Origin of the sequence: Desulfosarcina sp., from assembly GCF_033791525.1 — a bacterium.
Taxonomy (GTDB): domain Bacteria; phylum Desulfobacterota; class Desulfobacteria; order Desulfobacterales; family Desulfosarcinaceae; genus Desulfosarcina.
Genome location: NZ_JASJGN010000239.1, coordinates 1 through 18896 on the forward strand (window position 1 = coordinate 1; position 18896 = coordinate 18896).

Consider the following 18896-nt stretch of genomic DNA (forward strand, 5'->3'; position numbering starts at 1 on the left):
GTGGGCAATGTAGCTCAGCACCGGGATGTTGCCCAGGTCACGGGGTTGTGGATTGGTGAGCCGCCAGGCGATGCGGCTGATCATCAGCAGAAAGATGACGACGCCGATAGATTTGTGGCCGGTCATCGCAACGGCCTTAAAACCGCCGGACGGCAGAATAGATAGCAAGCTGCCGCCCACGAGCATGCCGATGGCCAGCGCAGCGATGAGCCAGTGCAGCAGGCGCGCAATCAAACCATAATGGTCTTGGGTATTCATGAACATGCGGACCTCCTTAAGCATTCTTTGTGATGGCAGGCATGCCGATGGCATCCGGGACCGGGCAGAGAAGGCGGTAGATATTATTCTACGGTGCTTTATCGTATCGAAATGCGACACTGAAGGCAAGCCGACGTTGAGCGGCAAACACAGCATGGACTGTCGTTTTTAGTCCGGATGGTACTTGCCATAAAGGATCCGACCCAGTTCCCGGTGGGTGAAGTAGGGGTCGTCGTTGCGCAGGTAGGGCAGCAGGATGCGTTTTTTGCGGACGATGTCACGGGAAATATCCGCAAAGATCGTATCGGGATCGAACAGGGCCGCCGTGATGATGGCTTGGCCAAAGGGGTCGATGATCTCACTGCCGCCCCAGAAACGAAAGGGGTTGTCGTCGACAGCCGACGGGGCTGAGTCGGTCTGTTCGCCTTCCTCGGACCGGAGGTCTTCGAACACCTCACAGCCGACCCGATTGGCACACAGGTTATAGACGCCGAACACCCGGGAGTAGAACCGGTTGATGATGTTCCAGCTTTCGATATTGGAGAACTCGTTGCCCATGGATCCCCGGGAGGAGTTGAACAGGGTGATGAAGATGTCCGCCTTCTGGGTGACCCCTAAATATGGCAGTGACGGGTGCCACAGGTCGTTGCAGATAAACGGGGCGATGGTCAATCCGTTGAGTTTGAAGACGCGGACATGCTTACCGCCGGAGAAGATCTTGCGTTCCTCGAAGACACCGTAGTTGGGCAGATTGAGCTTGCGGTGGGCAAACAGGATCTCACCGTTCACGGCCACCAGCGCCGAGTTGTAAAAATTCATGGCCGGGGATTCTTCGATGAATCCCACGACAGCCGCCGTCCCCTTGGTCGCCTTGGCCAATTGCTTGATTTGCGGAGAGTCGATGCGCAGCGCTGCTTGGTGATAACGCTCCCGGACAAAGTAACCCGTCAGGGAAAGCTCGGGGAAGACCACCAGGTCGACGCCCTGTGCTTTGGCCGTTTCAATCTTTTCGATTGTGGATTCAAGATTGGTTTTGACATCCAACAGGACCGGATCGGTCTGGAAAACCCCCACTTTCATAGACGGAACCCTTTCTATATCATGTATAAATGATGGCTCAAAGCACGGTCACCCGTCAATCGACGGCTGAACGGCATCCGTTGATGAGGGGATCGATGGATGTCCATTGATCGGCCGACCAGATCTTTTCGATCAGATGGTTGGCTTTCAGTTCACCAATGATCGGGCCGGTCAGCCAGAGAAATTTTGCTTCAAGATCGCTATCCGAAGGCAGCCTATCCGGCGGTTCCCACATGGCTTCAATGCGGCCGGATCGGAAAGTCTCACCCGAATAGGTTTCAACAATCACTTCGGCCGGTGCCTTGGCCGGGAATTCGGCCTCGAATTCCGGGGCAGCTTCGGTGGAAACCCGGTCCAGCAGGGCCAGTAGTTCGGGATTGTACAGGCGTGGCGGCAGAACCTGAGCAGGCCCGACTTCGCCGTCCATCAAGGCAGCGGCCACCGAGAAGGCCAGGCTGTACTGGGCCTCCTCCGTGTTGCGCGGGTGTCCGTTGGGCAGACGGGTGGCCGCTTCGAAGGTGCGCACACGGATGCATCGTATTCGGTCCGGCGTCAACTGATTTTCCCGGACAATTTTGAGCGCGCCGGCCACGGCCGGCTGTCCCCAGCGGCAGGCCGCATAAGGTTTGAAATAGAGGTTGAGAATTTCCCACCCATGCCCGAGGTCTTCTACCCGCTTCGCATCCGGAGCGTCATCGAACAGCGGGCAGATACCGGTGAACCCGTCCCGGGCCATGAGAGCCGACAGCATCGCCACCATGCAGCCCCAGCCAATGCTGTCCTTGCCCATGGCGGGCGTATCGATGCCCTTCATCATGGGGGCGATGGGGGCATGGTATTCGGCGGCGCCCATGGCGTGGAAGAGCTGTTCCTCGGTGAGCTTTATCAACCTACCGGCGGCGGCGGCACCGGCGATGGCGCCCCAGCTTCCGGATGAATGGTAGACCTCGTAGGTGGCATGCCGGATCACCCCGGCGCGGATTCCCAGTTCGTAGGCCACCACCAGGGCGGTGAGAAATTCCTGCCCGCTGCAGCCGCCAGACAGTTCGGCCGCGGCCAGCAGCGGCGGCAGGGCGCAGGCGCCAGGATGCCCCTTGATGTTGCGGTAGCCGTCGTCGATGTCCAGGGCATTGCCGAAGAACCCGTTGGCCAGGGCGGCGCCAGCGGCCGACACCCGCTCGCCGGAGACCATGATGGTGGCCTGGTCACCACCGAACTGTTCTCGGGCCGTTTTGCGCATGATGGCGGCAACGGGTGTCTGCGATCCGGCGACCATGGCGCCCAGAGTGTCCATAAAGCAACGTTTAGCCTGATGCTGAACTGCTTCGGGCAGGTCATCCCACCGGGTTTTCAGCGTGAAGTCGATGGCATATGAAGTCAATTCACCCATGGTTGCTCTCATTAAATAACCCCGGCACAAAGGCCAAGAAACCTTAGTGCCAGGGTAATGGTTCTACAATAAGCCCTGGGCCTTTAAGAAGCCTTGCGCGACTTCTGTAACTGATTTTTTGTCGACATCAACTTCCGCATTCAAGGCTGATATGGTCGCGTCGTCGAATAGGCCAGACAGTTTGTTCAGCTGTTCTGCAAGTTCTGGATTCTCGTCCAGCGTCTCTTTACGAACGGTCGGCGTAATTGCATATGCTGGAAAGTAATTTTTTGTATCCTTGAGTACACTGAAATTGAACGCCGGGATTCGTCCATCCGTGGCAAAAACAAGGCCAACATCGACATCACCGTCTTTCAAGGCTGTGTAAATCAAACCGGTCTCCATGCGTTTTATTGCAGAGCGTGGAAACTCGAAGCCATACGCTTTTTGGAGCGGTTTCAAACCGTCGTCCCGTTTATAGAACTCAATGTTACACCCCAGGACCAATTTATCACCAGCGTTGAGTCTGGCCGCGAGATCTTCCAGCGACCTGATGCCCTTTGACTCGGCATCGGCCTTGCGAACCGCCAGGGCATAGGTGTTATTTGCGGCAGATGCATTCAGCCACACAATGCCAATTTTCGCATCTTCGGTTTTCACTGCCTCATAAATCTCTGCACCCGGCTGATTGGCAAACTTATTTTTTTGAAAATTTAGAAAGGCCGTACCCGTGTATTCCCAATACATGTCCACCTGTTTGTTTTCCAGTGCCTTACGCACCAGTGAGGTCCCCATACCGGTTTTGAGTTGAACATCGTAACCTTGAGCGGTTAAATATTGACCGGTGATTTCAGCCAGAAGCAGTTGTTCGGTAAACCCTTTACCGCCAACAACGATGGAAGCCGCCGATGCCGTTTGCACGGTAAACACCGCGATGAGCAAAATCGTTACGGAACTTAGTTTTTTTAACGTGTTTTTCAAGGTCATTTCCTCCTTATATGAAAGTTATTCTTGTGCAAAGCGCTGCGGATTTACACCTTTAGGTATAAGCCAAAACTGTAGTCTTGACAGAACAAAATCCGTCACAATCGCCAAAGCGGCAATCGATAAGGATCCGATTAACAAAGAGTTGAATTCATTGAGTTGAATCCCGGTAAAAATATACTCTCCCAGGCTGTCGGCGGCGATCAGGGTAATCAAGGGGCTGGTTCCGACATTCAAGGCAAAGCCGGTTCGAATACCGGCTGAAATGACATAAAGTGCGTTGGGAATTTGTACTTTCCACAGAATTTGTTTATCGGTCATTCCCTGACCACGTGCGGCTTCAATCATATGTTCCGGAACTTCATTGATACCCTGAAAGGTATTTCTGACCACAGGCAAAATGGTGACAGTGGCCAAACCGATAAACGCCGATTTGAAACCAAGCCCCGTAAGGGTCATGATGATCGCCAGAATTGCCAGCGTGGGTACCGCAGAGAGAATATTGAAGCCTTGTGAAAATACTTCCGCATAACGTTTGAACCAAGGTCGAGTCATCAGGATACCTGAACCGATTCCTAATAATGACGCGGTGATACCGGAGGAAAAGACGATCCATACATTTTGCCTGAGCAGGTAAATCCAGTCCTCGTAAGTATCCATGAACTCCTGAATCAGGCCGGTCGATTCGGAAAAAACACCAAACAGATACACCACTGCCAGCATGATATACAGCAAGAACGTCTTACTTTGTCTAATGAGTTCTATGACGTAGTTCATGAATCCATCCTAAGTAATTTTATCGCCTGGCTTGCGGGGTGTTTCTCCGAGTAGGCTGGCAATAGTGTGCTGCGTAATGTAGCCTTTGTAGGTACCGTCATCGTCCACCACCGGCAGCCAATCGCTCGCGTGAACATACATTTGTGACACGGCGTCATGCAGGTTGTCATTTTCGTGGATCGTGCCGGGGATCGGATCAATGTACTCACTGACAATACCGCTCTTATCACCCTTAATTTCTTCACTGGTAATGTAACCCCGTGCTCTACCTCGCGGGCCGACCATCACGGCGATGTGAGCATTGCGGTTGCGCATCTTTTCGGCCACTTTATCCAGTGGATCATCAGAATTGACGGCCATTCGAAACGGCAGAATCGCTTCGGTAACCTTTATGAGTTTGAGCCGTTTCAAGGCGCGATCCGTGCCCACAAATTCTTTAACAAAGCTGTTGGCCGGATTGGAGAGGATCTCATCCGGCGTATCACACTGCTCGAGAATGCCGTCGCGGAAAATGGCAACTTTGTCTCCCATTTTTATCGCTTCGTTAATGTCATGACTGACAAACAGAACGGTTTTACCCAGTTTCGCATTCAGCTTCAAAAATTCATCCTGAATCACTGCTCGATTGATGGGATCAATGGCCCCGAAAGGCTCGTCCATTAGCATCACAGGCGGATCAGCAGCCAGTGCGCGGATCACACCAATACGCTGCTGCTGGCCACCGGAAAGTTCCCGAGGATAGCGCTTTAAAAAGATATTTGCGTCAAGGTTGACCATCTCCATCAACTCACGGGCCTTTTCCCGGCTTTTTTTCTTGTCCATTTTCATCAGATCCGGCACCACGCAGATATTGCTTTCAATGGTCATATTGGGGAACAAGCCAATTTGCTGAATCACATAGCCGATTTCACGCCGCAATGTGATGGGATCAAGATCGTCCGTATCCTTGCCGTCAATATAGATTTTTCCGGATGTCTTTGGGATCAGTTTGTTGATCATTTTCAAAGCCGTGGTTTTCCCACAACCCGACGGCCCCAAAAAGATACAAATCTCCCCTTTGCCGACTTCCATGGAAACGTTATTGGCGGCAATGACCGGCTCTTTCCCCGGCACTTCGAAATGTTTGGTCAAATTTTCAAGTCGAATCATGGCATCGCTCCACTCAAACCTTTTGGTGTCAGCATTTTTTGAATAAATAAAAAGAGATAATCCGCGATGATCGCCAGCAGTGAAACGGCAATCGCGCCGACAATCAACTTGGTGCTATTGGAACCGGTAATCCCTTCATTGATAATGGTGCCTAGTCCTCCCGCACCTATATATACGGCAATCGTAGCAACGGCGATGTTCATTACCACCGCCATTCTGACCCCAGCCATGATGACGGGGACGGCAAGCGGAATTTCAACTTTTGCCAGCCGCTGCCAGTCACTCATGCCCATACCTTTAGCCGCTTCACGGAGCGCTGGATCGATATTGTTAATAGCGGTATACGTGTTGCGAATGATTGGCAGCTGCGAATACAAGAATATGGCGATTGCCGCCGGCCAAAATCCGATACCGCGGTTGACCAGTGACAGTAACGGAATCATCAGGCCGAACATTGCCACAGAAGGAATGGTGATGATCACCGAGGCGATATACAAAACTGCATCCGCCAGCTTCTTGTCCTTGGTGATTAAGATCCCAATCGGCACACCTGTGAGAATCGCTACACCTACGGAGATGCTCACCAGATAGAGATGTTCAATGGTCAGCTTGATGATGGTGGGGTAATTACTGCCAACATATCGGATAATCTCTTCCATCAATCACCTATGATTCATTGTATTTGGGTGGCCGCAGATATTGATTCGTGTGGTTTACAACCGACGCCATCGGAAAATCGAGCGGTGTTGTCCGAACCTTGCAGATGGCATTATACGCCGGGCGAAAGGATGAGACCAGCTTGCCATATCCTCCTCTTTACGTCAATCAATCAGATAGCACCCAATCAGGGTTTCTATCGGTCACCCAAAGGCCATTTAGCCGGGCAGGATGCACTCAAGGCGCCGATTTAGAAAACCCTTGCCGGCTAATTACATCAGAGGTCCACCACCTTCCCCTCAATATGCCTACAGCAAAATATTATGTTTCTCCCGAATCGTTAGATCGATGTCCTCAGGAATATGTGGTGATTCCGGGGCCTCCAGTATCTTGCGGGCAATGGCTTTGCCTCGCTCGCGGGTGTCCATGGATCCGCCTTGCTCCCACTGATGGCGGCTTTTGCTGTCCGTCACGCCGTTTCCCTGAAAGTACTCGCTACGCATGTATTTCATCGTATGGGGCGACATCATAAAATTGCCGGACGGCCCCACCGTGTTGATGACGTCTAGGGCCAGATGCTCAGCGTCCACCTCGATTCCCTTGAGCACCCTGCAGGCCATGCCGATGATTTCATCGTCGATCACGTATTGTTCGGGTGCCACCGTGAGCATGGACTCAAGCATGCCGGCGCTGTGGTGCATGTAGTTGGAACCGCCCATGGCACCCAACAGGATGGTCATGGCTTTTTCCCAGCCGGCCTGGGCATCGGGCAGTTTGGCATCGGTCAACCCGGCGGAGTTATAATTGGGGACGTTAATGTGAGCGGCCATCTGGTGGATGGCCGCATTCATCATCCCGCATTCCACGCCGCCACCCAGGTAGCCCATGGTGGCCATGTTGGCCATGCCCGGAATGCCGCCATAGAGCAGCGGCGCACCGGGATGGGTCAGCTGGCAGATGGTGATGCCGGCCAGTTGCTCCGCATGAAGCTGGGCCAGGGTGCCGGCCATGGTCATGGGGCTAGTGGAGCCGGACATGGGCGCGGCGGACAAGGCCACGGGGATGCCCTGGCGATTGCACTCCTGCATGATCCGTGTGGATTGGGTGCACAGCTTCAGCGGTGAAATGGCAAACGAGGTGATAATCGATATAAACGGCTTGGCCTGCAACTGCGCCTTCCCGCCAGCCAGTAGGGCGGCCATGTCGATGATGCGATGCAGTCCTGCCTCGTCGTTGACGCCGCTCATGACATGTTTGCCGGTCGCCTTGAGGCAGGCGTAGAACATGTTCACGTCATAGTCGGCTTCAGGGATATCCGTGGGGATGCAGGGACGCAGGAAAAAGTGAATGTGATCGAGCCGGTCCACCAGCCGGCCAAGGTCGTATAGATCCCTGAGTGTCGACGAACGGGGCTCGCCGGTGTCCAGGTCCAGAATTTTGACGGCCGCGCCACCGGTGCCCAGGTGGACCTTGTCTTCGGTCAGTTCCAGATCATTTTCCCCGTCGCGGGCGTACAGGATCACCTGTGATGGCGCCTTGGCGATCTGTTTGCGGATCAGATCGCGGGGAAAACGAATCCGCTTCATCTCCCGGTCAACTGTGGCACCCGCGTCGGCCAACATATCTACTGTTGCATCCAATCCGGTTTCATAGGCGATACCGGTTTTTTCCAGGATTGTCATTGATGCGTTGTGGATTGTGTCAATCCCTTCGGGTGACAAGGGTTTGTATATGCCGCCGCTGAGACCCTTCGAGTTCATTTTACTGCTCCTGTTTAATGGTTTTTATAGTTGAACATGTTTTGGCGTTGCATGACGCCGCTATGGGCACTTAGACTATTTTTGAGATGTGTTCTATTCGAACATACCGGCCCGGAAGGCCTTGAGGTAGTTCATGCAGAAGTTGTCGCGGCCGGCCAGGGCTTCGGCGGCGATGATAGTGGCCATCATGCGGCCGTCCAGCGGGTTGATGATCGCCCCGTCAAGGCCCTTGGCAATCGCCATGGTCATGAAGGTCCGGTTCATGAACTGGCGCGCCGGCAGCCCGTATGAAATGTTGCTCAGCCCGCAGGCCGTGTGAATGCCCGGATAGGCGCTCACGATCCGTTCGATGGTGTTGATGAACTCCACCCCGAAGCTCTTGTCCACCGACAGCGGCTGAACCAGCGGGTCGACGAATATATTCTCCACTGGGATGTTGTTCTTGACCAGCCCGCCCACCAGACGGTCGGCGATCTTCATGCGGTCGTCCACGGTCTGGGGCATGCCTGCATCGCTCATGCAAAGGGCGATGGTCTTCATGTCCGTGCCGGCGATGATCGGCATGAGCTTGTCATAGCGCTCCTTCTCCAGGCTGATCGAGTTGATCAGGGGCGTTCCCTGGTGGGCGGAAAGGGCCGCCTCGATGGCCGACGGGTCCGGGCTGTCGATGGCGCAGGGCTTGTCCGTCGCCTGCTGTACGGTTTCCACCAGCCAGCGCAGGTACTCGGGCTCCTTGCCCACGAAGATGCCCGCATTGACGTCGATGTAATCCGCGCCGGCCTCGGCCTGGTCACGGGCCACCTTGCCGATGGCCGCCGCGTCCTGCGCCTCGATGGCCGCCTTGATCGCCTTTCGGCTGGCGTTGATCAGTTCTCCGATGATGATCATGCGATGATACCCCTGTATTCCAACCTCGATCTTCTGTTGCTGGAATCATCAAAATATATAAATCATGGGCTATGGGTGAAGGAATATATTGAATGTTTTTCTTTCATATGAAATTATAAAAGTCAAATATAAAGATTCAACTCCGTGCAATTTTTTGGTTGGCCATTTCGGCGAATGACAGCCATGTATTGAAATTAAGCTAAACTAAAATAATATAAATGACTTAATGGCATTTCGGATTGATCACGAGTTTATTATTGTGCGCTTGAGCCGACCTTTGATTTGGTATCGACAAGGGTCATATAAATGGAATATTGGCTGAAAATTGATGAAAGGTTTTGTTCTTTTGAATGTTTTTCATACAACATATGAGTGGAGGCCATTGTGACAAGGTTAAAACTGCACCCCTTGATCGAGAAAATTTCCGAAAGCATCGAAGGGCTCACGCCTAAAGGGCGAATTTTAGGGGAGTATATCATATCCCAGCCGCGTAAAGCGGTATTCATGACCACCAAGGAACTGGCTGAAGCCTGTGAGGTGAGCGAGGCCACCGTGGTACGGTTCGTTTCCGGCATCGGCTATGACCGCTACAGCGATTTTCAACAGGCCCTGCGAGATTTCGTGGACACCGAGCTGACCCTGCTGGACCGGTTGGATATCGCGGACATGAAGGCACCCGGTGCTGTCCGATTCCGCAGAACCGTTGCCGAGGAGATCGACAATCTCCAGCAGCTTTATCATTCCCTTGACGTCGAAACCATGGCAGCGGTGGTCGACGTATTGGACCGACGGGTGCCGGTTTACGTGATCGGCTCGCGGCTCTCCTTTACCCTGGCCTATTATATGGGCTGGGCCATGACCAAGGTGCGGGAGAACATTCACATCATGAAGGGCAGCGACCGCACCACCATCGACTGGCTGACCATCGCCCCGGCGGACAGCGTTGTCGTGATTATCGCCACCTCCCGCTACCCCAATGAACTGATTCGCCTGGGCAAGCTGGTCAACCGCCTGGGGCAGACCCTGGTGGTGATCACCGACAGCGCCACCTGCCCGGTGCTCCAATTCGCCGACCACAACCTGATTGCCGCGTCCAAGCTGATACCCTTTTTGGGCAGCCCCACCCCCATGTCCTGCCTGATCAACTACCTGGTCCACGAACTGGCCAGCCGGCAGGGTGATGCCCTGAAAGCACACCAGGCCAGACTGGAGCAGTCCTACTGGGACCACGACGTGCTGTTCAACATGAAGGATCTTGGTGGCAGGACCCCGGAGTAAACTGCGGGTTGAGGCAGGATGGCAGCGATCGGATACTGCTCAGGGGCATCAGTCCATAGGTAGCTTTGGCCTGGTCGCAAAGTGATTTGACTGCATTGATTTGAATCGGCCACGGTGGTCAAAGTCCATCGGAGGAATGGACTCAACCGGTCAGAACAATAATGCTTAGCTCCCGCGGGCCGTGGGCTCCGTGGACAAGGGTGGCTTCGATATCCGCTGTTTTGCTGGGACCGGTAATATACGTCATGCAGTGGGTAATGCCTTCGGCCTGCTCCGTTGGGTTCCATTTAAGCAGTGTGTATAGCTCTTTGAGGTTTGTGAGAATCTGCTCCAACCGAATAATCGCTATATGGATAGATGGCAGCAGTGAGACGCAACGAGGCTGCCCGGGACGGGTTTTCATGGTCAAGGTTGCTGTTTCCGCAATACAATAGTCGGCCGAGGTAATACCGATGAAAGCCTCTTCAGCATGTCTACGAAAGGCCTCCTGCCGATCGGTGTCCCCAAGATTGATGTACGGAAAATAGACGGGTATGTCCAACGGCTTAAGGCCGGTGGGGAGTGCCATGTTTTTTACGAGCGGATGATCCCATGCCACCACCAACTTCCGATCGCCCCATTCAGCGTTTTTATCGGCAGCTATCTTCGAAATCGAGGTAGCGGCAGAAACCGCGTCTTTTGCGGTGAGGACCCTCACATTCACCCGTTTACCGGCGTTAATGAGCCTATCAAGCAGAGCCAGATGTGACCGCGTGTCCCGGCTTGCGATGGTTTCAAGAAGCCCGACATCAGTAGCATCCGGCTCATTTTGGATGATATCATCCAGCGACCGTTCACCGGGATCGTTGCGGTCGAGCGCCTTTCTAATCGTTTCAATAAATTCAACCCGACCAGATGATCTCATTTCATTTTCCTGCGACCATTTTCGTTGCTGTAGCGTTGGATGAAACTGCGGGAAGCCAACCGTTTCAGATCGCGGCCCTGGGTCCAGCCCTTGCCTGCAAGGGGAAGCCGGCTGATCATGGAATGCGTTCCGGGCAGAACGTGCTGACCGATATAGGCGCCTTTAAGAAAAATGTCATAAAGATAGCGGTTGCGGATCAAGTAGGACCACACGGTGAAGGCAGCCTGTTCCGCCCGGCTCTTAATTTTGACGTTCCAGGGCTTATCCCCTTCGGCCAGTTTGGTGCGAAGCAGAAGAAGCATTCGGGGGATATTGATATTGACCGGGCAGGCCGGCATGCAGGCCCCGCACAGAGACTCTCCCAGGCAAAGATCACTGGCCTGGTTGATGCCGGTGAGAAGTGGGGTAACCACCGCCCCAACCGGTCCTGAATAAGCGGACCCATATGCATGCCCGCCAATCTTTCCGTATACCGGGCACATGTTGAGACAGGCACCGCAACGGATACAGCAGAGCATTTCCCTGAAGTCCGTATCCGCCAGGATTCGGCTGCGGCCGTTATCGACGATGATCAGATGAAACGCCTCGGGGCCGTCGATGCGCCCCTGTATTGCGGGGCCGCCGATGTAGCTCACGTAGCCCGCCATTTCCTGTGCTGCCGCGCCCATGGACAAAAGCCTGAAGAGAATTGCATGGTCTTTGAGGTCGGCAACGATTCTTTCCATGCCCATGAATGCCACATGCACCCTCGGCAAGGTCGTGGCCATGCGGATGTTGCCTTCATTGGAAACGGTGGTGATATGCCCGGTTTCGGCGCAGGCGAGATTGCATCCCGAAATTCCCATATCCGCTTTAAGGAACTTCTTACGCAGTGCTTGTCTTGCCGCAAGCGTCAACGCGGGTGGGTCGTCCGTATAAGGGATGCCGAGTTTATCCGCAAAAAGGCGGCCGACTGCTTCTCGGCTCTTATGGATGGCCGGGGCGATAATGTGCGACGGTGCTTCGCCGGCAAGCTGTACGATGTATTCGCCCAGGTCGGTTTCCACCGTTTCAATACCGGCGGCCTCAAGCGCCGGGTTGAGCCCGATCTCTTCAGTGAGCATCGACTTGCCTTTGACCGCCAGGGAAACGCGATGGGTGCGGGCAATCTCGATGCACCGCTTTACTGCGGTGTCGCCGTCAGGGGCAAAATGAACATGTCCCCCGTTTTTTCCTATCTTTTCGGCCAGCGCGTCCAATAAGATATCCAGGTTTTCAATGGCTTTCATTCTGATCGCATGGCCTTTGAGCCGCAAATCCGGGCCCTCCGGGAATCGGCGGTAACCCTCGGCCGCCCCCCGGCCGAGGCGATGCTGAAGGTTGGCCAGGGCCCGTTGCAGCACCGGATCGTTGATCGCTGCTTGTGCGCTATGTTGATATGAAGAGGGTTTCAATCGGCGGCTCTTTTCATCGATGTATGGGTCGCCATCGGTACACGCGAAGGTTCAGAAGTTCGGGGTTCAATACCTTTGAACTCGGAACGGAGAACGCTGAACCTATAAAATGGACCAGCGTCAACCGGCCAGCAGTTGTGCCAGGTGGATTGTTTTCACCGGAGACCCGATACGGCTCAGTCTTCCCTGGATGTTCATCAAGCAGCTGATATCGCAGCCGGTGACGGTGCCGGCGCCGGACGCAATAATGTTGCTTATTTTTTCGTCGACCATGGCGACGGATATGTCCGGATATTTAACGGCAAAGGTGCCCCCGAAGCCGCAGCATTTGTCCGCGTCTTTCATCTCAACCAGTTCTGCGCGTTGGATGTTTCTTATCAAACGTCGCGGTTGTTCGGCGACGCCCAGTCCTCTTAACAGGTGACAGGAGTCATGGTAGGTCACCTTGCCGTCATAAGAGGCGCCCACATCATCGATCCCGAGGCCATCCACCAAGTATTGACTGAGTTCAAATGTTCGTTGGCCGATACTTACGGCCCGGTCGAACCAGGTTACATCGCTTTCAAAAAGTTCGGGATAGTGGTGTTTGACCATACTGACGCAAGATCCGGAGGGGCAGACAACCGCTTCGGCATCTTCGAAGATTTTGATGAATCGCTTGGCCGCCGCCCTGGCCACCTTGCGATAACCGGCATTGAAAGCTGGCTGTCCGCAGCAGGTCTGATCGGCGGGGACACGCACCGACAGGCCGAGCCGGTTGAATAGCGCCACCATCGCCTCGCCCACTTCGGGATAGAGGCTGTCCACCAGGCATTGCACAAATAGGGTTACGCGCATTTTATCAACTTCCGGTTCATCTCCACAGGAGTTGGGGAAAAAGGGTTCGAGGACTCAAGGAGTCGAGGGTTCGAGTGAAAAAAAACGATAATGACAATTTCAGTGGCAATTGAGACTCCCTATCCCGACCATACCTAAACCGCCATGAATGTGCTCAATAAAAACGCGCACAGCGAAGCTGAATCACACTCAAAGCATGTCCTTCACACCGAAAACGAGAATCCTGATGACTTTTGGTTATCATCCCTGGATCCCTTCTGCACAGGGTTGACACAAGAACGGTTTATCAACGCTTTTTCACTCGACCCCTTGGATCCTCGAACCCTTGGACCCCATCAAGCGACTAACCTATTTGGGTGAAGATCCAACTTTCCAGATAGAGAATTAGACACACAAATATTTGTTGCGGACCGCTTCGTTGCAGCTCAGATCATCACGGGTACCGTGATACTGGATGGCCCCGTTGTCGATGACATAGCCGCGGTCGCTGAGCCGAAGGGCGACTTCGAGATTCTGTTCCGCCAGAAGAACGGTGAGCCCGCTTTCCTTCAGGCGGGCGATTTGCTCTTCAAGCATATTCACGATCAGGGGGGCCAACCCTTCCGTGGGTTCATCGAGTAGGATAAAATCCGGGTTTGTCATAAGCGCCCTGGCGATGGTCAGCATCTGCTGCTCACCACCGCTGAGAAATCCGGCCCGCCGGGCATCAATCCTTCTCAATGCGGGGAAAAAATCGTATACGCGGTCTTTGTTCCATCCGCCTTCTTGAACGTTGCGCTCGGAGATCTCAAGGTTCTCTCCAACCGTAAGATCGGCGAAGACCCGGCGATCATCGGGAACAAAGCCAATGCCCATGCGGGCCATCAGATACGGTTTTTGGCCGGTACAGTCCATGCCTTTAAATGTAATGACTCCTTTTTTAGGGGGTGTTAACCCCATGATGCTCTTCATGGTTGTGCTTTTGCCCGCTCCGTTGCGCCCCAGCAAACAGACGATTTCACCCTGACCAACGTCAAGGGAGACGCCAAAAAGAATGTGGCTTAACTGGTAGTAGGTGTGTATGTTTTCTACACGGAGCATTCGTCTGCGCCTCCGAGATAGGCTTCGCGCACCAACTGGTTGTTGCGGACGTCATCAGGTGGTCCCTGGATGATCGTTCCCCCATGCTGCATCACCATAATCTGGTTGGCAATGGAAAAGACCATGCCCATGTCGTGTTCGCAAAAGAGGATCGTCAGTCCCAGTTCCCCGGACAACCGCTTCATCAACCGCAGCGTCACCGCCGTTTCTTCGGGTGACATGCCGGCAGTGGGCTCGTCGAGGATGAGCAGTTCGGGACGGTTGCCAAGGGCAATCCCAATCTCGAGGACTTTCTGATCTCCATGAGACAGCGCCCCGCTGGTCATTTCCGCCTTGTCGAGCAGGCCGACACTGTCGAGTATTTGCCGGGTCTCTCCGACCGCCATGAGTTTAGCCGGCTTTAAAATATTGAAGGTTTTATGGCGGTGGGAGAGGACGGCCACCTGAACGTTCTCAAATACCGTCAAGCGGTGGAAAATATTGACCACCTGGTAGGATCGGCTGATGCCCCTGCGGCAAACCCGATGGGGCGGCAGGCCGGCAATATTCTCTTCCTTGAACCAGATGGCCCCGGAGGTCGGAGCCAACTGGCCGGTGATCAGGTTGAACAAGGTGGTCTTGCCAGCGCCGTTGGGCCCGATCACGGCGACCACCTCCCCCGCCGCAACCTCGAGGGTGGCGCCGTCGACCGCCAGGAATCGATCGAAGGATTTCTTCAGGGATTCGACGCGAAGCATTTACCCCTCCCTTTTTCCGGACGGATCTGCCTTTTTAAGAAACAGGCTGAGAACCCCCTCCGGCAGAAAGAAGATCAGCAGCATTAATACGATGCCCAGTATCAGGGTCCAGTATTCCGTGTAAATCCCAACAAACGTTCTCAGGCTGATGATGATGGCGGCACCCAACGCAGGGCCCAGAAAGATAAACCAGCCACCCAGCAGGCACATGATCAGAATCTCCAGGGAGAGGGTCCAGAACATCAGATCCGGGAACACCGAGCCTTCAACAGTCACAAAGAGCGTACCGGCCACCCCCGCAAAAAAAGCGGCGATGGTCTGGCCGGCCAGTTGCTGTTTCTGAACATTGACACCGACGGCCCGGCACCGTTCGGGATTATCGCGAATTCCCTGAAAAATCCGGCCGAAGGGCGAATTGACGATCATATACATCAACACAAAGCAGGTGACCACAACGATCAAATTGAAATAGTATGCCCCGGTGGACGATCCGACCAGGTCCGGCAAGGGGATTCCATGGATACCGTCATCGCCGCCGGTAAATGAATACCAGCGGTAGGTGATGGCCCAAACCAGGGATCCGAGCGAAATCTGCAGCATGCCAAAGTAGAGCTGGTTCAATCGCACGGTGATCAGCCCCATCACCAGCCCGAGTGCAGCGGAACAAAAAGGGGCGATCAGATAACCTATCCAAAGGGGCAATCCGGATTTAACGGCAAAAAGGGCAAAGGCGTAAGCACCCACCCCGTAAAACACCGCATGATGAAACTGGTACATGCCGCCATAGCCAAGCACCATGTTGAGACTGGTAGCCAGAAGGGCGATCGCGAAAATCAGCGCGATAAGGTAGACGTAAAACCGCGGTAAAAACTGAGGCAACAGCAGGAGCAGCGCCAGCAGAATCATACCAACAATGGCCGTCTTAACGCCAAACAGAGCTTTAAACACGATGAACACTGCCTACCAGGTCGATTTGAGCAGCCCTTTCGGGCGAAAAAGCAGCACGATGACTACCGCCACATACGGAAAGACGATGGCAAACTGGGGCCATATCAGTATCCCGATCGAATCGGTGAGTCCGAAAATCAGCGCGCCTAAAAGGGCGCCCCAAATATTTCCGAGACCGCCGATGATGACAATCAGAAAGGCCTCGATGATGATGGCGTGATCCATGCCCTGGGTAATGTTCTGGGTGGGAGCCACCAGCGCACCGCCTAATCCCGCCAGATAGCAGCCGATAACGAATACGGCGGCAAACACCCAACTGACATTGATGCCGATGGCACCGACCATTTCCCTGTCGACGGCAGCGGCTCGCGCGATTTTCCCGATTTTGGTCTTGTTGGTCAGAAACCACAGGCCGGCTGCCACCAGTGGCCCGATGATCAGCAGAAACAGGTTGTAGCGCGGGAAAGGAAATCCGGAGATCGAAAATGATCCTTGCAAAAACAGCGGCGCGGCCAGGCTCCGGTAATCCGATCCCCAGATCAACTTGACCATATCCCCGATCACGAGCGAAAAGGCGAAGGTGAACAAAAGGAGCATCATATGCTCACGTTCGTAAAGGTGACAGAACAACCCTCGCTCTACAAGAAAACTTAACAGGGCGACCACCAACGGAGCGACAATCAGGGCCAGCCAGAAACCCAGGGTGCTTTGACCGAAAAGCGTAGCCACCGTGTAGGTGACAAAAGCGCCGGTCATGTAAAGGGACCCGTGGGCCACATTGGGAATCCGCAGGACACCGAGCACCAGGCTCAGGCCGGAGGCCACGATGAAGAGGATGGTGGTTCGGCTCAGACCGACGAGTACCTGCTGCACCAGAGCGGCCAGGGTTATGTTCGCAGCCAACGTCATAATTCTACCATATCGCGCAGAGAATAATGAATCCTGTCCCAAGGGATCCGACTTTGTTTTTCCCAGGGAAGGGCTATCTACCACCACATAACTCGGGCAGACCGGAATCAACACATTGCAAGCACCTGGTCTCAAGCAAATAACAAATCACAAAACCCAAATTTCAAAAAAATTCCAAATTACAATTTCCAAAATTCAAATAAGATCAAAAACAAACAGTTGTTTGTTATTTTGATTTTTAGTCATTGTTATTTATTGCGAAGCAGCGGGTCAAATACCCCGTCGCTTGCGACGCTATAATCTGGTAGTTTCCGTTATCTGGTAGGAGGCAGCCTTCCGGCTACCCCCTCCCTACAGAACGGCTCGTACCGGCCAGGTAAGCCGCTCTTCGATTAGCGACTGAATGTTAATTCAAGAGGTTGTTGCTTTTGTGTAAAGTCATGTAGAAAGATCAGTCCCTGCCTTCTAAGCCATTGGAGGTTCATTACAAACCGCACCTCTTTGCGCATTACCGATTGCCATCGATTCATCTTTACCCAGACCCGGCGTGCTTCGTGGGGTTTATAACCGGACCGTATCATCATTCTCTGGAATTTCCGTGGGTTCTTCCATTTCTTCAGTTGCATGGATCTGAGACGGCTGCGTATCCACCCGTCAAGGTCTCTGAATAATATGCGGAACTCCTGAATACGAAAATACCCGACCCAACCCTTTAAATACACATTCAGTTCTTGGATGACCTGGTACATGGACAATGGATTGTTCCTGCGGGTTAATTCCCTGACCTTAGCCTTGAATTTAAGGCGGGCTTTATTGCTTACCCTGATCTTTTCCCGCAGAATTTGGAAGCCAAGAAAAGGCACATCCTTGACCAATGCCACCTGGCTCTTCGCCTTATTTACAGGAAGGTTCAGATTGTTCTCCAGGTGTCCGGTAATTCCTTCCATTACCCGCTTTGCAGCTCTTTCCGATCTTAACAAAACCAGAAAGTCGTCTGCCCAACGACAGTACCGATGGCCTCTTTTCTCCAGTTCCTGGTCCAGTTCGTTCAAGACAATATTGGACAACATCGGCGAGAGCGGAGACCCTTGAGGGCAACCCTTGGTTGTCTTTTCGAGTTTCCCCGCCACCATTATCCCCGCTTTTAACGCTCTTGCAATCAACGTTATCAGCCGCTCATCCGCTATCTTCCTGCGTACGAGCTTTAGAATAAGGTTGTGGGGGATTTCATCGAAAAACCTGGCCAGATCGATCGACGCGCACCATTCATAGCCCTCTTTAACAATCATTTGGACATGATAGATGGCCTGACGCTGGCTGTGACCTCTGCGGAACCCATAATTGGACTTCGTGAAGTCTGGATCAAATATCTCCTGAAATACCAGATTGATGCTCTGGCTGACCACTCGATCCATCACTACGGGTATGCCTAACTTCCGCATCTTTGAGTCGCCTTCTTTGGGTATCAAGGTCCTTCGAGCAGGTTTGAAACGGTAGGTTCCTGATTTGAGCTTCTCGTGGATAAACGCTAAAAGCTCATCCTTGCGTTGCTCAAACGCTTCCACCGTCATTTGGTCTAGTCCCGCTGCCCCGGCATTCTGCCTTACCTGTTGCCATGCCTTTCGCAGTCGTCTCGGTTCATAGACCTGTTTCATCACTTTTACATGTTTCACTTGTTTATCTCCGTGACGCTTCTCCATATCAAAGATTGCCGGGTTACGCGCAGTCCTGTGGACTTAGGAACCGGATGCCTGATTGACCGTCCAGACCCCAATCTGGCCGGTGGCCTTAATGGCGCTCGCACATCCCCCTCCGGTTTTCTGGTTCCTTCATGCATCAGCGTAACAC

General features: G+C 53.6%; 18 protein-coding genes. 1 reads left to right on the forward strand and 17 read right to left on the reverse strand.

The window, feature by feature from the left end; translation table 11 throughout:
* The 9 genes from QNK41_RS11975 to QNK41_RS12015 all read right to left on the reverse strand — a co-directional run.
* The coding region (locus QNK41_RS11975; protein ID WP_319257137.1) for a cytochrome b at nucleotides 1–264 on the reverse strand (264 nt) is incomplete at its 3' end.
* A 162-nt stretch (nucleotides 265–426) separates the two neighbouring features.
* The gene (locus QNK41_RS11980) at nucleotides 427–1338 is read right to left on the reverse strand and encodes a nitrilase-related carbon-nitrogen hydrolase (RefSeq protein WP_319257140.1); all 912 of its coding nucleotides are present in this window, start codon (nucleotides 1336–1338) and stop codon (nucleotides 427–429) included.
* A gap of 55 nt (nucleotides 1339–1393) precedes the next feature.
* Entirely contained in the window at nucleotides 1394–2728 is a 1335-nt protein-coding gene (locus QNK41_RS11985) for an MmgE/PrpD family protein (protein WP_319257143.1), read from the reverse strand.
* 63 nt (nucleotides 2729–2791) lie between these two features.
* On the reverse strand, nucleotides 2792–3688 hold the full coding sequence (locus QNK41_RS11990; RefSeq protein ID WP_319257145.1) for a glycine betaine ABC transporter substrate-binding protein: 897 nt from the start codon (nucleotides 3686–3688) through the stop codon (nucleotides 2792–2794).
* 24 nt (nucleotides 3689–3712) lie between these two features.
* Nucleotides 3713–4468, reverse strand: a complete 756-nt coding sequence (locus QNK41_RS11995) for an ABC transporter permease (RefSeq protein WP_319257147.1) — start codon at nucleotides 4466–4468, stop codon at nucleotides 3713–3715.
* A 9-nt stretch (nucleotides 4469–4477) separates the two neighbouring features.
* Nucleotides 4478–5617, reverse strand: a complete 1140-nt coding sequence (locus QNK41_RS12000; RefSeq protein WP_319257150.1) for an ABC transporter ATP-binding protein — start codon at nucleotides 5615–5617, stop codon at nucleotides 4478–4480.
* Complete coding sequence (locus QNK41_RS12005) at nucleotides 5614–6276, reverse strand: ABC transporter permease (RefSeq protein ID WP_319257153.1); 663 nt, start codon at nucleotides 6274–6276, stop codon at nucleotides 5614–5616. Before QNK41_RS12005 ends, QNK41_RS12000 begins: the two co-directional genes overlap by 4 nt.
* A 306-nt stretch (nucleotides 6277–6582) precedes the next feature.
* The gene (locus tag QNK41_RS12010; RefSeq protein WP_319257155.1) at nucleotides 6583–8034 is read right to left on the reverse strand and encodes a trimethylamine methyltransferase family protein; all 1452 of its coding nucleotides are present in this window, start codon (nucleotides 8032–8034) and stop codon (nucleotides 6583–6585) included.
* A gap of 93 nt (nucleotides 8035–8127) precedes the next feature.
* Nucleotides 8128–8922, reverse strand: coding sequence for a methyltetrahydrofolate cobalamin methyltransferase (locus QNK41_RS12015; RefSeq protein ID WP_319257157.1), 795 nt, complete (start codon nucleotides 8920–8922; stop codon nucleotides 8128–8130).
* A gap of 384 nt (nucleotides 8923–9306) precedes the next feature.
* Here QNK41_RS12015 and QNK41_RS12020 point away from each other — a divergent pair, with 384 nt between their 5' ends.
* Entirely contained in the window at nucleotides 9307–10200 is an 894-nt protein-coding gene (locus QNK41_RS12020; protein ID WP_319257159.1) for a MurR/RpiR family transcriptional regulator, read from the forward strand.
* Between the two features lie 142 nt (nucleotides 10201–10342).
* On the opposite strand, the gene QNK41_RS12025 is transcribed toward QNK41_RS12020, so the two are convergent.
* The 8 genes from QNK41_RS12025 to ltrA all read right to left on the reverse strand — a co-directional run bounded on the left by QNK41_RS12025 (nucleotide 10343) and on the right by ltrA (nucleotide 18721).
* On the reverse strand, nucleotides 10343–11104 hold the full coding sequence (locus tag QNK41_RS12025; RefSeq protein WP_319257162.1) for a lactate utilization protein: 762 nt from the start codon (nucleotides 11102–11104) through the stop codon (nucleotides 10343–10345).
* Nucleotides 11101–12537 carry a LutB/LldF family L-lactate oxidation iron-sulfur protein gene (locus QNK41_RS12030; protein WP_319257165.1) on the reverse strand — a complete coding sequence of 479 codons (1437 nt, stop codon included), beginning with the start codon at nucleotides 12535–12537 and terminating at the stop codon, nucleotides 11101–11103. The genes QNK41_RS12025 and QNK41_RS12030 overlap by 4 nt, the downstream gene beginning before the upstream one ends.
* 120 nt (nucleotides 12538–12657) lie before the next feature.
* Nucleotides 12658–13374 (reverse strand): (Fe-S)-binding protein, encoded by a 717-nt coding sequence (locus tag QNK41_RS12035; RefSeq protein ID WP_319257167.1) that lies wholly within the window; start codon nucleotides 13372–13374, stop codon nucleotides 12658–12660.
* Nucleotides 13375–13758: 384 nt separating this feature from the next.
* Nucleotides 13759–14454, reverse strand: a complete 696-nt coding sequence (locus tag QNK41_RS12040; RefSeq protein WP_319257169.1) for an ABC transporter ATP-binding protein — start codon at nucleotides 14452–14454, stop codon at nucleotides 13759–13761.
* Nucleotides 14442–15191, reverse strand: a complete 750-nt coding sequence (locus tag QNK41_RS12045; protein ID WP_319257171.1) for an ABC transporter ATP-binding protein — start codon at nucleotides 15189–15191, stop codon at nucleotides 14442–14444. The genes QNK41_RS12040 and QNK41_RS12045 overlap by 13 nt, the downstream gene beginning before the upstream one ends.
* Nucleotides 15192–16139 carry a branched-chain amino acid ABC transporter permease gene (locus tag QNK41_RS12050; protein ID WP_319257173.1) on the reverse strand — a complete coding sequence of 316 codons (948 nt, stop codon included), beginning with the start codon at nucleotides 16137–16139 and terminating at the stop codon, nucleotides 15192–15194. It lies immediately after the preceding gene.
* 12 nt (nucleotides 16140–16151) lie between these two features.
* On the reverse strand, nucleotides 16152–17048 hold the full coding sequence (locus QNK41_RS12055) for a branched-chain amino acid ABC transporter permease (RefSeq protein ID WP_319257177.1): 897 nt from the start codon (nucleotides 17046–17048) through the stop codon (nucleotides 16152–16154).
* 392 nt (nucleotides 17049–17440) lie between these two features.
* Nucleotides 17441–18721, reverse strand: a complete 1281-nt coding sequence (gene ltrA, locus QNK41_RS12060) for a group II intron reverse transcriptase/maturase (RefSeq protein ID WP_319257179.1) — start codon at nucleotides 18719–18721, stop codon at nucleotides 17441–17443.
* Between the last annotated feature and the right edge of the window lie 175 nt (nucleotides 18722–18896).

What these genes read in the sequence shown, in the direction of transcription:
- QNK41_RS11980 (WP_319257140.1), bottom strand. Translation starts at nt 1,338, where the DNA reads ATGAAAGTGGGGGTTTTCCAGACCGATCCGGTCCTGTTGGATGTCAAA.
- QNK41_RS11985 (WP_319257143.1), bottom strand. Translation starts at nt 2,728, where the DNA reads ATGGGTGAATTGACTTCATATGCCATCGACTTCACGCTGAAAACCCGG.
- QNK41_RS11995 (WP_319257147.1), bottom strand. Translation starts at nt 4,468, where the DNA reads ATGAACTACGTCATAGAACTCATTAGACAAAGTAAGACGTTCTTGCTG.
- QNK41_RS12000 (WP_319257150.1), bottom strand. Translation starts at nt 5,617, where the DNA reads ATGATTCGACTTGAAAATTTGACCAAACATTTCGAAGTGCCGGGGAAA.
- QNK41_RS12005 (WP_319257153.1), bottom strand. Translation starts at nt 6,276, where the DNA reads ATGGAAGAGATTATCCGATATGTTGGCAGTAATTACCCCACCATCATC.
- QNK41_RS12010 (WP_319257155.1), bottom strand. Translation starts at nt 8,034, where the DNA reads ATGAACTCGAAGGGTCTCAGCGGCGGCATATACAAACCCTTGTCACCC.
- QNK41_RS12015 (WP_319257157.1), bottom strand. Translation starts at nt 8,922, where the DNA reads ATGATCATCATCGGAGAACTGATCAACGCCAGCCGAAAGGCGATCAAG.
- QNK41_RS12025 (WP_319257162.1), bottom strand. Translation starts at nt 11,104, where the DNA reads ATGAGATCATCTGGTCGGGTTGAATTTATTGAAACGATTAGAAAGGCG.
- QNK41_RS12035 (WP_319257167.1), bottom strand. Translation starts at nt 13,374, where the DNA reads ATGCGCGTAACCCTATTTGTGCAATGCCTGGTGGACAGCCTCTATCCC.
- QNK41_RS12040 (WP_319257169.1), bottom strand. Translation starts at nt 14,454, where the DNA reads ATGCTCCGTGTAGAAAACATACACACCTACTACCAGTTAAGCCACATT.
- QNK41_RS12045 (WP_319257171.1), bottom strand. Translation starts at nt 15,191, where the DNA reads ATGCTTCGCGTCGAATCCCTGAAGAAATCCTTCGATCGATTCCTGGCG.
- QNK41_RS12055 (WP_319257177.1), bottom strand. Translation starts at nt 17,048, where the DNA reads ATGACGTTGGCTGCGAACATAACCCTGGCCGCTCTGGTGCAGCAGGTA.